Below are 13,211 nucleotides of genomic sequence, written 5' to 3'. Positions count from 1 at the left end.
CATGGACGGCATCGCCCGGACCGGCGGCACCGACGGGGTGGCCCGGCAGTGCGCCGACCGTCTCGCCGACCTCGACGGCGGGGCCCTCGGCGCCCGCGCGGCGGCGAAGGCGCGGGCCGCGGCCGACCCGGTCGAGCTGCCCCCGGGTCGCTACGAGGTGGTGCTCGAACCCGCCGCCGTGGCCGACCTCCTGCAGAACCTCGCCTGGTACGGCTTCAACGGCAAGCGGTACGCCGAGCGGCAGTCCTTCGCCGAGCCGGGCGCCGCCCAGTTCGACCCGGCGGTGACCCTGGTGGACGACCCGCTGCACGCCTCCGGGCTGCCGTACGACCTGGAGGGCACGCCCCGGCGGGCGCTGCCGCTGGTCGAGGCGGGCACCACCCGGGCGGTGGCGCACGACCGGCGCAGCGGCGCCGAGGCGGGCACCGGGTCCACGGGGCACGGCATGGTCGGCGCGTCGACCTTCGGCCCGCTCCCGCGCAACCTCCGCCTGCTGGCGACCGGTGGCACGGCGGAGGTGGCCACCGGACAGGTCAGCGCCGGGGTGTCCGGCGCGGTGGCCGGCCCGGACGCCGCCGCGCTGGTCGCCGGCATGGAACGGGGGCTGCTGGTCAGCGACTTCTGGTACACCCGGGTGCTGGATCCGAAGCAGCTCGTCGTCACCGGGCTGACCCGCAACGGCGTCTGGCTGGTGGAGGACGGGGTGCCCACCCGGGCGGTGCGGGACTTCCGGTTCACCGAGTCGTACCCGCGGGCGTTGGGTCCGGGCCGGGTGCTCGGCCTCGGCCGGGCGCCGGTCCGCCAACCGGACCGGGTGGACGGCTTCTGGTGGGAGGCCCCGGCCCTGCGGCTGGCGTCCTGGAACTTCACCGGCGGCGCGTCCGGCTGACGGCTCAAGATATTGATCTTGGTTCGGGTCTTTCCAACCTCCCGGACACACGGGACACTGCGTTGCGCGGCCGGGCCGCGAAGATCGGCGTAACGTGTGTGATTTAGCTGCGCCGGTTCGCCGGCGCGGCCTGATGCGTGCGCAAGACGTGGCAGTGGACGCGGTCTCGCCGGTCCGCTGGCCGGTACGGAAGCTGATCCGCCGCCCCGCGAGGGCGCCGTCAGGGAGACGACTGAATGACATCAACGGCAACGAGGCCGCGAGGGGCGCGGGCACGCGCCGCGATAGCGGCCAAGACGTTGCGGACCGACCGCTGGTGGTTCGCGCCACTGATCACCGTCGTCGGGCTCAGCGCCTGGGTCATCTACGCGACGGTCCGGGTCTTCATGCACGATCGGTACTGGGTGGACCAGTACCACTACCTGACGCCGTTCTACTCCCCCTGCGTCACCGAGCGGTGCGTCGAGGGCTCCTCGCACTTCGGCAGCTTCCTGCCGGGCTGGTGGATCATCCCGGACGCGGCGCTGACCCTGCCGTTCCTGCTGCTGTTCCGGCTCACCTGCTACTACTACCGCAAGGCGTACTACCGGTCGTTCTGGCTGTCGCCGCCGGCCTGCGCCGTTCCCGACGGGCACCAGGCGTACGGCGGTGAGACCCGGTTCCCGCTGCTCGGCCAGAACCTGCACCGCTATTTCTTCTACGCCGCCGCGATCATCTCGCTGATCAACACCTACGACGCCATCTACGCGTTCCACTCGCCCAAGGGCTTCGGCTTCGGCCTGGGGAACATCGTCCTGCTGGTCAACGTGGTGATGCTCTGGGCGTACACGATCTCCTGCCACTCCTGCCGGCACATCATCGGCGGGCGGCTCAAGCACTTCTCCAAGCACCCGGTGCGATACAAGGCGTGGACCGGGGTGTCCTGGCTGAACGTCCGGCACATGCAGCTCGCCTGGATCACCCTGGGCACCCTGGCGCTGACCGACTTCTACGTGATGGCGATCGCGGCCAACTGGTTCCCTGACCTGCGGTTCATCAACTGAAGGCCCCTGACATGACTGAGACGCGAATCGAACGACACCACTACGACGTCGTCGTTATCGGGGCCGGCGGCGCCGGTCTGCGCGCGGCGATCGAGGCCCGGCTGGCCGGCAAGAAGACCGCGATCATCTCGAAGTCGCTGTTCGGCAAGGCGCACACGGTGATGGCCGAGGGCGGCGCGGCGGCCGCCATGGGCAACGTGAACTCCCGGGACAACTGGCAGGTGCACTTCCGGGACACCATGCGCGGCGGCAAGTTCCTCAACAACTTCCGGATGGCCGAGCTGCACGCGAAGGAGTCGCCGCAGCGGATCTGGGAGCTGGAGACCTACGGGGCGCTCTTCGACCGGACCAAGGACGGCAAGATCTCCCAGCGCAACTTCGGCGGCCACGAGTACCCGCGGCTGGCGCACGTCGGCGACCGCACCGGTCTGGAGCTGATCCGCACCCTCCAGCAGAAGATCGTCTCGCTCCAGCAGGAGGACAAGCGGGATCTCGGCGACTACGAGGCCCGGATCAGGGTCTTCTCCGAGACCACCATCACCGAGCTGCTGCTCGACGGCGACCGCGTCGCCGGCGCGTTCGGCTACTACCGCGAGTCCGGCGAGTTCATCCTCTTCGAGGCACCGGCCGTGGTCCTCGCGACCGGCGGCGTCGGCCGCTCCTACAAGGTCACCTCGAACTCCTGGGAGTACACCGGGGACGGTCACGCCCTGGCGCTGCGTGCCGGGGCGACCCTCATCAACATGGAGTTCCTCCAGTTCCACCCGACCGGAATGGTCTGGCCGCCCTCGGTGAAGGGCATCCTGGTCACCGAGTCGGTCCGCGGCGACGGCGGGGTGCTGAAGAACTCCGAGGGCAAGCGGTTCATGTTCGACTACGTCCCCGACGTGTTCCGCAAGCAGTACGCGGACAACGAGGCCGAGGCGGACCGCTGGTACAAGGATCCGGACAACAACCGGCGCCCGCCGGAGCTGCTCCCCCGCGACGAGGTCGCCCGCGCCATCAACAGCGAGGTCAAGGCCGGGCGGGGTACGCCGGCCGGCGGCGTCTACCTGGACATCGCCTCCCGGCTGCCGGCCGAGGAGATCCGCCGCCGGCTGCCCTCGATGTACCACCAGTTCAAGGAACTGGCCGACGTCGACATCACCAAGGAGCCGATGGAGGTCGGCCCGACCTGCCACTACGTGATGGGCGGCGTCGAGGTGGACCCGGACTCCGGCGCGGCGTACGGCACGGTGCGCGGTCTCTTCGCCGCCGGTGAGGTCTCCGGCGGCATGCACGGCTCCAACCGGCTCGGCGGCAACTCGCTGTCCGACCTGCTGGTCTTCGGCAAGCGGGCGGGCGGGCACGCCGCCTCGTACGCCGACCAGCTCACCTCGCGCCCGGCCGTGTCGGTGCGGGCGGTGGGGGCCGCGGTGGAGACGGCGCTGGCCCCGCTCCAGCGGGACACCGGCGAGAGCCCGTACGCACTCCAGCAGGACCTCCAGGCGGTGATGGGGGATCTCGTCGGCATCATCCGGCGGGAGGGCGAGCTGGTCGACGCGCTCGCCCGGCTGGCCGAGCTGCGCGAGCGGGTGGCCAAGGTGAGCGCGGCCGGCGGCCGGCGCTACAACCCGGGCTGGCACCTCGCCCTGGACCTGCGCAACATGCTGGTGGTCTCGGAGTGCACCGCGAAGGCCGCCCTGGAGCGGCAGGAGTCGCGCGGCGGGCACACCCGGGAGGACTACCCGGGCATGGACCCGAAGTGGCGGCGGGTCAACCTGGTCTGCTCGCTGGACGGCGACGCGGTCCGGCTGACCCAGAAGCCGCTGCCGAAGATGCGCGCGGAGTTGATCTCCCTGTTCGACCGGGCCGAGCTGGCCAAGTACCTGACCGACGAGGAACTCGCCGAGTTCGACGCCCTCACCGAGGAGGAGCGCTGAGGAATGGGCACTGATCCGAACCAGGCGACCGGCAAGCCGGGCGCGAAGAGGCCGTTCCGCATCTGGCGGGGCGACGAGACCGGCGGCGAGCTGCGCGACTACACGGTCGAGGTGAACGAGGGCGAGGTCGTCCTCGACGTGATCCACCGGCTCCAGGCCACCGACGCGCCGGACCTGGCGTGCCGGTGGAACTGCAAGGCCGGCAAGTGCGGCTCCTGCTCCATGGAGATCAACGGCAAGCCCCGGCTGAGCTGCATGACCCGGATGTCGACGTTCGAGGAGGGCGAGACCGTCACGGTCACGCCGCTGCGCACCTTCCCGGTCATCCGGGATCTGGTCACCGACGTCTCGTTCAACTACGAGAAGGCGCGGGAGACCCCGGCGTTCGCGCCGCCGGCCGACGTGGCACCGGGCGACTACCGGATGCAGCAGGTGGACGTCGAGCGGTCGCAGGAGTTCCGCAAGTGCATCGAGTGCTTCCTCTGCCAGAACGTCTGCCACGTGATCCGCGACCACGAGGAGAACAAGCAGGCGTTCTCCGGTCCGCGGTTCTTCATCCGGGCCGCCGAGCTGGACATGCACCCGCTCGACGCGAAAACCGACCGCAAGGAGTACGCGCAGTCCGAGATGGGTCTCGGATTCTGCAACATCACCAAGTGCTGCACGGAGGTCTGCCCCGAGCACATCAAGATCACTGACAACGGGATCATCCCCATGAAGGAGCGGGTCGTCGACCGCAGGTACGATCCCCTCGTGTGGCTTGGTAGCAAGATCTTCCGGAGGGGTCAGGTGCCTCAGACCAGCGTGACCAGCGGGCATTCGAGCGGTGCCGTGAACGCCAGCGCGGCCCACGGCGGGGTGCACTCGCACGCCGGCGGCTCGCACGACGCGCGGTCCGAGCAGCAGGCGCAGCAGGGCGTCAACTGGCACCGCGAGGTGCCGCACCCGACCGCCCCCGCGGTCGACGTCAACGGCAAGCTGCCGCTGACCGAACTGACCTTCGACCGGGCCGCCGCGCCGTCGCCGTTCGGCGACGACGTGGCCTTCCCGCTGCCGCCGGAGCACCTGAACTTCGCCCACCCGCAGCAGGACGAACCGAAGCACTGATCAGCACGCCGACAACGATGACGGGGGCCGCGGCACATGCCGCCGGCCCCCGTCCCGTTTCCACCCCCGCGTCCGCTTCCGGCGCTCAAGCGCTGGCGAGCAGCGGGCGCAGGGCGGCGACGATCGGCACGTCGGCCGGCAGCCAGGGGACGGTGTCGAGTTCGGCGGCGGAGAGCCAGCGCAGCTCGGAGTGCTCCAGCGCCTTGGGCTCGTCACCGTGGAGCAGGCGGGCCAGGTACACCCGGAGGACGGAACGGCCGTGGGCCATCCGCACGTCGCGGCCGAGGCGGGCGCCGATCTCCACGCGGACGCCGAGTTCCTCGGCGCACTCGCGGACCAGCGCGTCGGTCTCGATCTCTCCCGGCTCGACCTTGCCGCCGGGGAACTCCCAGCGACCGGCCACCTCCGGTGGCGCGGAGCGCGCGCAGGCGAGGACCCTGCCGTCCATGATGATCGCCGCACCGACGACCACTCTCGGCTCCCGCCGGTCCTGCCCGTTCCCGCTAACCCGTTCGGTCCGCACGGGCGTCCAGCGTGCCAGATCAATCGGCGGTTTGGGTAGCTGAGTCGACCGTCAGGTCAGCAGAACACGGAAGTGTGGGCGTGGACACACCATCTGTGCGACGACAGACTAGAGGGCGTCGACTGGGACACGGGATGGCGACGATTTGGCCACAAGCCGGCAACGACGCCTGGGAGGTGCGGTGATGCGCGTGCTGTTCAACGGCCGGGCGAAGCACGACTACCTCAGCGACGCGCTCGCCCTGCTGTCCGGTTGGACCCGCGAGGGCGAACAGATCCGACGCACGCTCGTCCTCGACGACACCCAGCACGCCGCGCTCACCGAGCGCGTCGCGGTGGTGGCCGACGCGCTCCGCCTGCGCCCGGAGATCAGCCGCCGGGCCGACCGCACCCACATCAAGGTGGGCCACGGCGACGGCGAGCCGCTCACCGAGGGCGAGGTGCTGCTGGCCGCGCGCATCGAGGACGCGGTCCGCGCGGTCACCACCTCCTGAGCCATTACGGTCAGGTTGCTAAAAGTTTCCGGTTAGCAGCCGGCAGCCGCGACCACGACCCGCGCGTCGACCACTGACCCACGTCTCCGGCAGCCCGTCCACGAGGACGGGGCTGCCGCCGTCCACCGGCTGGCGCGCCCCGCCTACCGTCGAGGACATGGCCGATCCCACGTACGACCGCAGGGAACAGTTCCAGCAGATCCAGAGCGGACTCCTGCCCGGCGAGCAGATCATCGCCGTCTACGACGCGATCGGCACGGGCACCGGGTTCATCGGCCTGACCGACCGCCGGGTCATCATCCAGGACCGCTCCTTCGTCGGGAAGCGGTACGCCATCACCAGCATCCCGTACGCGAAGATCACCAGCGTGAGCGTGGTGAGCAACAAGTCGTGGGGCGGCTCGTTCTTCTCCACCGGGGCGATCGCCGTCCACGTCGGCACCCACACCTATGAGGTGGAGTTCCGGGGCGCGCAGAAGGCCCACCACGTGCACAACGTCATCCTCCACCACATCTCCTGACGTGCCGGTGGACCTGCCGGCGGCTGGAACCCCACCGACTCGCGCCGCCGGCTCACCCTGCCAGACGGTACGCCCGTGGACGGCTGGACCGAGCTGACCGACGTACGCGACGGCCCGGTGGCCTTCCTGCACCACTACCTGCTGCCCGACGGCACGGAGATGCGCGGCCCCGTGCTCGCCCGGGCGGCCGGGTAGGGAGGACGGGTCAGCGCCGGTAGGCCAACCGGAAGTCGAGCGCCCAGTCGGTCCCGTCCTCGGACCGCTCCCAGCGGGCGTCGATCGCCGTGCCGTCCTCGCGCAGCGTCCCGGTGAACCGCTGGTGGAAGCCGGGCGCCTCCCGCCACATCCGCCACTGGCCGTCGCCGAACGTCATCCGGTAGACCCGGTGCACGCCGCGGGCGTCGGCGTAGAGCACGGTGAACTCCTCCCCCGCGTCGTCCAGCCCGATGAGCTGGGTGGTGGGAAGGGGGTTGTTCTCCCGCCAGGCCCGCGGCGCCGTCTCCGGCACCGGCTCGGCGTCGCTGAACTGGCGGAGGAACCGGCCGTCCTCCACCCAGGCGAACTCCGTCCAGCCGACACCGAGGCCCTCGACCTCGGGCTGCACGCTCCACCGGCCGACGAGCACGTCGAGCCGCGCGAGCGCGGGATGCCGCTTCTCCATCCTCATCCTCCTCCTGCCGCGCGGGGAGCCCGGTGCTCGCCGCCGCCTGACAGAATCGCCCGCATGCGGGGGCTGTTCGCAAGGGTCAGGGCGTGGCGCACCAGCCGCAGACCGACCGTACGCCGGATCCGCCGTGCCCTGGTGGCCGTCGTCGCCGGCGCGGCGCTGCTGGTCGCCGGCACCGCGGCCTGCGTGGTGTGGGTCCGCGTCGGCGCCGAGGGACACCTGTTCGCCGAGGCCGACGTGCCGGAAGCCCCGGTCGCCCTGGTCCTGGGCACCAAGGTGGAGGCCGACGGCACCCCGTCGCCGTTCCTCGCCGGCCGGCTGGAGATCGCCCAGCGGCTCTACGCCGCCGGCAAGGTCCGGGTCATCCTGGTCTCCGGCGACCACATGAACTACGACTACGACGAGCCCGACGCGATGCGGCGCTGGCTGGTCGACCGGGGCGTGCCGGCGGAGAAGGTGGTGCTGGACCACGCCGGCTTCGACACCTACGACTCCTGCGCACGGGCCCGGCGCGTCTTCGGCGTGGAGCGGGCCACCGTGGTGACCCAGTCCTTCCACCTGCCCCGCGCCGTGGCGCTCTGCCGGCACCTCGGCGTGGCGGCCAACGGCGTGGGCGACGCCCGCCGGTACGCGGACCGGTGGCGGATCAGCGCCACCCGCGAGTACGGCGCCTGCGTGAAGGCCGCGGTGGACGTGTTCTCCGGTCGCGATCCCGTCCACCTGGGCCGCCGGGAGACCGGAGTGGACGACGCCCTGCGCGCGGGGTGACGTTCGGCGGCCGGCCGGCGGTAGGGTCGCGGCGTGGTGAAGCTGGCCGAGGAGACGTTGGTGGCGGTCGGTCGGATGACCGTCGCGGCGACCGAACTGGAGCACATGCTGTCCCGGATCGGCGCGGGCGACGCGGACGCCGACGCGATCTTCGCGCGGGCCGGGGCGCCGCTGGTCGCGGCCCGCGAAGCCGCGCGGTGTGCCGGGCCGGCGTTCCGCGACGAATACGCCGGCCTCGTCGAGGGGGCGGCCACCCAACTGGCCGTGGGCCAGGCCGCGCTGCGGGCCGTGTGGCGCGGCGGCCGGACCGACCCCGCGCTGTTCGACGAGATCACCGTGCGGCTGCTGCGCTGCCGGGACGCCCTGCACGAGCGGATCCTCGTCCCGACCGAGGGTTGAGAGAGCCCTCTTCCCGGAGTCGAGGGACGGCTCGGGCGCCGGCGTCCGGGCGGGGTCGGGCGCCGGCCATGGTCGGAGCTATCGTCGCCGGATGCCCCAGCTGATCGCGCCCACCGTCCGGCTGCACGCCGCCTGGCTGGCGGCGCACCGCGAGTGGGGCCCCGGCCGCCACGAGGACGGATTCGGGCTGCGCCCGGCCGACGAGGTGGTCTCCCCCGCCGGCTTCGCCGCCTGGGTGGCCCGGATGGCCGACGAGGCGGACCGGGCGCCGGATCCGGGCGGGGTGCGGTGCACGTACCGGTGGATCGTCGAGGGCGACCGGGTGCTCGGCGGTATCGCGTTGCGGCACGAACTCGACGACTTCCTGTTGCGGGTCGGCGGCCACATCGGCTACGGCATCCGGCCGTCGGCGCGGCGGCGGGGCCTGGCCACCTGGGCGCTCGGCCGGATGCTCGACGAGGCACGCGGGCTCGGCCTGGACCGGGTGCTGGTCACCTGCGCGGACGGGAACATCGCCTCGGCGCGGACGATCGAGCGCCAGGGTGGCGTCCTGGAGGACATCCGGGACACCGAACTGGGCCGCGCACGGCGCTACTGGATCACGCTCCAGGCACCGTCGACGCGCTCGAACCGGGAGCCGCGCAATGGCAGTGAGTCAGCCACCCGAGCAGGCTGACGACGGACCCCGACACTCCACGCACCCGGCGACGGCTTGGACGATTCCACTGACCGGCTTGCATCCGGTACCTGGGTACCGGCTTACCGTCGGAGGATGAGCGACCAACAGATCACGACGGACAACTCCTGGATGCCGGACGCGTGCACCCTGCCGACGGCCGAACGGCCCCTGCGGCTCGCCGAGTTCGATCAGTTCTTTCGCGACGCGCTACGGGGCGTCGAGCGGCCGTCGGCGCAGCACCTGCGGTTGCGGCTCGCCGGGACCGGACAGGTCGAGGAGGCGGCGCGGGACCTGACCGCCCGGGAGTCCTCCTGCTGCTCGTTCTTCGCCTTCGACCTCACCCGGTCCGGCCCGGAGGCACTGACGTTGGACATCCGGGTACCGTCGGCGCACGTCGACGTGCTCGACGGCCTCGCCGACCGCGCCGCGTCAGCAATGGGCACCCGGTGAGCGGACCAGGGTTACGCAACTGGCTGAGCTGACGAGCAGCGCTGACGTCGCCATTGCTTGGGTACCCCAGGCGGCGCGCCCTGGGCTAGCAAGTCGTCGATGCCCACGTCCCGGCCGCCTACGCTGCCCGGCAAGATGTCATGGCGCTAGGCGCTTGGCTGCGGTGGCCGACAGCGAAGGAGGACTCATGGGATACAGCTTTGAGTGGGTTGATCTACCCGAGCCTGCTGCGACTGCTCGCTCCCGCTACCAAACGCACCTCGATCTCGGGGAGCTGTGCCAACCATGCACGGACAAGTACCACTCACTTAGGGCTGCCTATCATTTCCATCTGAACATCGCCGGCATGGCCTTCTGCCGTAACCGCATGCGCCGCACAGGCATGACCTACCAGGCAACCCCGCAGCCCTTCCCCGACTGGCCGTTCGATGACATCGACGACTGGCGGTCTGATCAGAGCCGGCGCAACGCTTACAACCAGGCCGAACGAGCGGCGTCGGCCCAGACGGTCGCTGGAATGGTTGGCATCCCGGAGTTCAAGCTGACGAGTAACGGCCCCTGGCTCGTAGGTACGAGGGAGATCGAGCAAGCGCTGACCCTCTACCAGGCTTCATCACCCAGCCTGCATGCAGAGTTGGAGGGGGACGACCTGTGGGTGACCTGGCTCGACTGGCTGAGGCAGACCGTCAACCACGGCGGCTTCACCGTAGGTTGACCTGCTCGCCATTCCTAGATCGTCTGGCCGGATGTTCGGAGGAGCGCACCCGCAGAGCCGTCGATGAGGCGTGGGTTGTGCCCCTGGTGTGCCCCAGAGCGAAGACGCGACCTTCTGACCTGCGTGAACGGGCCGGATTCAGACGTTGAAGCGGAACTCCACCACGTCGCCGTCCTGCATGACGTATTCCTTGCCCTCGATCCGGACCTTGCCGGCGGCCTTCGCCGCCGCCATCGATCCGGCCTCGACCAGGTCGGCGTAGGAGACCACCTCGGCCTTGATGAAGCCGCGCTGGAAGTCGCTGTGGATGACCCCGGCGGCCTCCGGCGCGGTCGCGCCGACCGGCACGGTCCAGGCCCGCGCCTCCTTGGGGCCGGCCGTCAGGTACGTCTGGAGCCCGAGCGTGCGGAAGCCGACCCGGACGAGCTGGTCCAACCCCGGCTCGGACTGCCCGATCGACTCCAGCAGCTCGCGGGCCTCCTCCTCGGGCAGGTCCACCAGCTCGGATTCGATCTTGGCGTCCATGAAGACCGCCTCGGCGGGCGCGACCAGGGCGCGCAGCTCGTCGAGGAACTCGGCGTTGCCCAGCTCGGCCTCGTCGACGTTGAACACGTAGAGGAACGGCTTGGTGGTGAGCAGGTGCAGCTCGCGCAGGTGCTCCAGCTCGATCTTGGCGGCGGCGGCGCCCGCGTACAGGGTGGTGCCGCCGTCGAGGACCTCCACGGCCTTCTTGGCGGCCTCGACCGCGGCGGCCCGGTCCTTGCGGAGCTTGGCCTCCTTCTCCAGCCGGGGCAGCGCCTTCTCCAGGGTCTGGATGTCGGCCAGGATCAGCTCGGTGTTGATCGTCTCGATGTCGTCGGCCGGGGAGACCTTGCCGTCGACGTGCACCACGTTCGGGTCGGAGAAGGCCCGCACCACCTGGCAGATCGCCGAGGCGTCGCGGATGTTGGCCAGGAAGGCGTTGCCCCGGCCCTGCCCCTTTGAGGCACCCCGGACCAGACCGGCGATGTCGACGAACGAGACCGGCGCCGGCAGCACCTTCTGCGAGGAGAAGATCTCCGCCAGCTTGGCCAGCCGCTCGTCGGGGAGCCCGACCACGCCGACGTTCGGCTCGATGGTGGCGAACGGGTAGTTCGCGGCGAGCACGTCGTTCTTGGTCAGCGCGTTGAACAGGGTGCTCTTGCCCACGTTGGGCAGGCCGACGATGCCGATGGTGAGACTCACGACGAGCCAGCTTACGCGGTTCGCCGCCGGCACCGGGCAGGCAGGTCCGCCCGGGCCGGAAAAGGGACGGCGTTCACCGCCTGCCGGTGGGCGTCGCGGTCAGGCGGACAGCAGGCGCGGCTCGATCCGGGTCTCCCGCACGGTGCCGTCCTCGGCGCGGGTCAGCTCGTACGCGGCCACGCCCTCGCGGTCGGCGACCGCCTCGGCCAGCCGGGTGCCCCGGTAGATCAGCCCGACGCCGTCGTCGGTGCAGTGGCTGGTCGGCAGCGTGCCGTCGCCGACCAGCCGGTGCATGAGCGGCCGGCGCTGGTCCTCGCTGTCGTAGTGCACGCCGTTGCCGTACGGGAGCCAGCCCAGCCCCTCGGTGAACGGCCGCAGGGTCGGGCCGTAGCTGTCGGTGGCGCCGCCGACGTGCCAGCAGATCGACCCGGCGGAGACCCCGGCGAGCACCACGCCGGCCTGCCAGCACTCGTGCAGGATCTCCGGCAGGCCGTGCACCCGCCACACCGCGCAGAGGTTGGCCACGCTGCCGCCGCCGACCCAGATGATGTCCTGGGCGAGCAGGTGGGCGCGGATGTCCTCGACGTTGGGCATCGGGTAGAGCGCCAGGTGGGACGGGCGGAACCGGGTGCCGGCGAAGGCGCCGTAGAAGACGGTGAACGAGGTGGGCTGGTCGCCGACCGCCTGGTTGAGGTAGCAGACCCGGGGCGCGTCGCCGGCCTGCGCGAGGTCGGCCATCAGGTCGAAGAGCTGGCTGGGCCGGGCGTCCCAGGGGCCGCGGTGCCGGCTGAAGAAGCCCATGCTGGTGGCGACGATGGTCGGTTCGGTGGCGGGCATGGCCGTCCTTCCGGTCGGTGGCTTTGGAGATCATCCTGCCCGATCCGGCGGCTCCGCCTCGGCCGCGGCGAGCAGGTCGCGCAGCAGATCGGCCAGCCGGTCCCGGTCGGCCGGGGGCAGCGCGTCGAGGATCCGCCGCTGCACCTCCAGCCCGGCCTCGGCCGACTCCTCGACCACCCGGCGGCCGGCGTCGGTGAGGCTGACCCGCAGCGCCCGCCGGTCGGCCGGGTCGGGCGCGCGCCGGACCAGTCCGGCCCGCTCCAGCCGGTCGAGCCGGCCGGTCATCCCGCCGGAGGTGAGCATCAGCGAGGCCGCGAGCGCCTTCGGCGCCAGGGTGTACGGCGGGCCGGACCGGCGCAGCGCGGCGAGCACGTCGAACTCGCCCCGGCCGATGCCCCAGCCGGCGTACACCTTCTCCTGGCGGTCGCCGACCAGCCGGGCCAGCCGGTAGATGCGGCCGAAGACGGCCATCGGCTCGGGCCGCATGCCGGCCCGCTCCCGGCGCCACTGCTCGACGATCAGATCCACGTCGTCCGTTGCCACGGCTGTCGATTGTGCCGCACCTCGCACTTCCGCTTTCGCTCGGGACTGATTAGCTTAGAACTAAGCTACTTAGCAGCGAGGGAAGAAGGTCGTCATGACCCGCCGTTGGACCGACGCCGCGCTCACCGCCGTCGCCCCGACCACCTGGGGCACCACCTACCTGGTCACCGCCGAGCTGCTGCCCGCCGACCGGCCGCTCTGGTCCGGCGCGATCCGCGCCCTGCCGGCCGGCCTGCTGCTGCTCGCGTTGACCCGCCGGCGGCCGCACGGCGTCTGGTGGGGGCGGGCCGCCCTGCTCGGCGCGCTCAACATCGGCGCGTTCTTCCCGCTGCTCTTCGTCGCCGCGTACCGGCTGCCCGGCGGCACCGCGGCCGTCCTCGGGGCCGCCCAGCCGCTGCTGGTCGCCGCGCTCACCGTCGCCCTGCTCCGCGA

The 13,211-nt window shown here is 71.4% G+C and carries 17 protein-coding genes; 12 read left to right on the top strand and 5 right to left on the bottom strand.

Features of this window, described 5'->3' with window-relative positions; genetic code table 11:
• The 4 genes from B0E53_RS24665 to B0E53_RS24650 all read left to right on the top strand — a co-directional run.
• The coding region (locus B0E53_RS24665; RefSeq protein ID WP_246835573.1) for a metallopeptidase TldD-related protein at positions 1-889 on the top strand (889 nt) is incomplete at its 5' end.
• A 236-nt stretch (positions 890-1,125) separates the two neighbouring features.
• Positions 1,126-1,932, top strand: a complete 807-nt coding sequence (locus B0E53_RS24660; protein WP_107078228.1) for a hypothetical protein — start codon at positions 1,126-1,128, stop codon at positions 1,930-1,932.
• Positions 1,933-1,943: 11 nt separating this feature from the next.
• Positions 1,944-3,854: a fumarate reductase/succinate dehydrogenase flavoprotein subunit gene (locus tag B0E53_RS24655; protein ID WP_107078227.1), complete on the top strand. Its 1,911-nt coding sequence runs from the start codon at positions 1,944-1,946 to the stop codon at positions 3,852-3,854.
• A 3-nt stretch (positions 3,855-3,857) separates the two neighbouring features.
• Positions 3,858-4,961 carry a succinate dehydrogenase/fumarate reductase iron-sulfur subunit gene (locus tag B0E53_RS24650; RefSeq protein WP_107078226.1) on the top strand — a complete coding sequence of 368 codons (1,104 nt, stop codon included), beginning with the start codon at positions 3,858-3,860 and terminating at the stop codon, positions 4,959-4,961.
• A gap of 85 nt (positions 4,962-5,046) precedes the next feature.
• Here B0E53_RS24650 and B0E53_RS24645 read toward each other — a convergent pair whose 3' ends face one another.
• Positions 5,047-5,484, bottom strand: a complete 438-nt coding sequence (locus B0E53_RS24645) for a (deoxy)nucleoside triphosphate pyrophosphohydrolase (protein ID WP_210406199.1) — start codon at positions 5,482-5,484, stop codon at positions 5,047-5,049.
• Positions 5,485-5,668: 184 nt separating this feature from the next.
• On the opposite strand from B0E53_RS24645, the gene B0E53_RS24640 reads away from it, so the two are divergent.
• Positions 5,669-5,977: a 4a-hydroxytetrahydrobiopterin dehydratase gene (locus B0E53_RS24640; protein WP_107078224.1), complete on the top strand. Its 309-nt coding sequence runs from the start codon at positions 5,669-5,671 to the stop codon at positions 5,975-5,977.
• A 157-nt stretch (positions 5,978-6,134) separates the two neighbouring features.
• Positions 6,135-6,497, top strand: coding sequence for a PH domain-containing protein (locus tag B0E53_RS24635; protein WP_091318309.1), 363 nt, complete (start codon positions 6,135-6,137; stop codon positions 6,495-6,497).
• A 205-nt stretch (positions 6,498-6,702) separates the two neighbouring features.
• Here B0E53_RS24635 and B0E53_RS24630 read toward each other — a convergent pair whose 3' ends face one another.
• A complete protein-coding gene (locus B0E53_RS24630; protein WP_210406198.1) occupies positions 6,703-7,158 on the bottom strand; it encodes a hypothetical protein in 456 nt (151 codons plus the stop codon).
• Between the two features lie 63 nt (positions 7,159-7,221).
• On the opposite strand from B0E53_RS24630, the gene B0E53_RS24625 reads away from it, so the two are divergent.
• The 5 genes from B0E53_RS24625 (at position 7,222) to B0E53_RS39615 (ending at position 10,175) form a co-directional block, all read left to right on the top strand.
• Positions 7,222-7,932, top strand: a complete 711-nt coding sequence (locus B0E53_RS24625) for an ElyC/SanA/YdcF family protein (RefSeq protein ID WP_107078222.1) — start codon at positions 7,222-7,224, stop codon at positions 7,930-7,932.
• Between the two features lie 33 nt (positions 7,933-7,965).
• The gene (locus B0E53_RS24620; RefSeq protein WP_107078221.1) at positions 7,966-8,331 is read left to right on the top strand and encodes a hypothetical protein; all 366 of its coding nucleotides are present in this window, start codon (positions 7,966-7,968) and stop codon (positions 8,329-8,331) included.
• Positions 8,332-8,422: 91 nt separating this feature from the next.
• Positions 8,423-9,007: a GNAT family N-acetyltransferase gene (locus B0E53_RS24615; protein WP_107078220.1), complete on the top strand. Its 585-nt coding sequence runs from the start codon at positions 8,423-8,425 to the stop codon at positions 9,005-9,007.
• Between the two features lie 96 nt (positions 9,008-9,103).
• The gene (locus B0E53_RS24610) at positions 9,104-9,460 is read left to right on the top strand and encodes a hypothetical protein (RefSeq protein ID WP_107078219.1); all 357 of its coding nucleotides are present in this window, start codon (positions 9,104-9,106) and stop codon (positions 9,458-9,460) included.
• A gap of 187 nt (positions 9,461-9,647) precedes the next feature.
• Positions 9,648-10,175 carry a hypothetical protein gene (locus tag B0E53_RS39615; protein WP_246835572.1) on the top strand — a complete coding sequence of 176 codons (528 nt, stop codon included), beginning with the start codon at positions 9,648-9,650 and terminating at the stop codon, positions 10,173-10,175.
• 138 nt (positions 10,176-10,313) lie between these two features.
• On the opposite strand, the gene ychF is transcribed toward B0E53_RS39615, so the two are convergent.
• From ychF to B0E53_RS24590, 3 genes are all read right to left on the bottom strand, one after another.
• A complete protein-coding gene (ychF, locus tag B0E53_RS24600; RefSeq protein WP_107078229.1) occupies positions 10,314-11,399 on the bottom strand; it encodes a redox-regulated ATPase YchF in 1,086 nt (361 codons plus the stop codon).
• Between the two features lie 99 nt (positions 11,400-11,498).
• On the bottom strand, positions 11,499-12,236 hold the full coding sequence (locus tag B0E53_RS24595; protein WP_107078218.1) for a peptidase E: 738 nt from the start codon (positions 12,234-12,236) through the stop codon (positions 11,499-11,501).
• Between the two features lie 30 nt (positions 12,237-12,266).
• On the bottom strand, positions 12,267-12,779 hold the full coding sequence (locus B0E53_RS24590) for a MarR family transcriptional regulator (protein WP_107078217.1): 513 nt from the start codon (positions 12,777-12,779) through the stop codon (positions 12,267-12,269).
• A 94-nt stretch (positions 12,780-12,873) separates the two neighbouring features.
• Between B0E53_RS24590 and B0E53_RS24585 the strand changes: the two genes are divergently transcribed.
• Positions 12,874-13,211 (top strand): EamA family transporter (locus B0E53_RS24585; protein ID WP_146167751.1); only part of this gene is annotated, 338 nt, incomplete at its 3' end.

Source organism: Micromonospora sp. MH33, assembly GCF_003013775.1.
Taxonomy (GTDB): Bacteria; Actinomycetota; Actinomycetes; order Mycobacteriales; family Micromonosporaceae; genus Micromonospora; species Micromonospora fulviviridis.
Note: the sequence above shows the minus strand (reverse complement) of the source record. Positions and strands in the feature narration are given on the sequence as shown.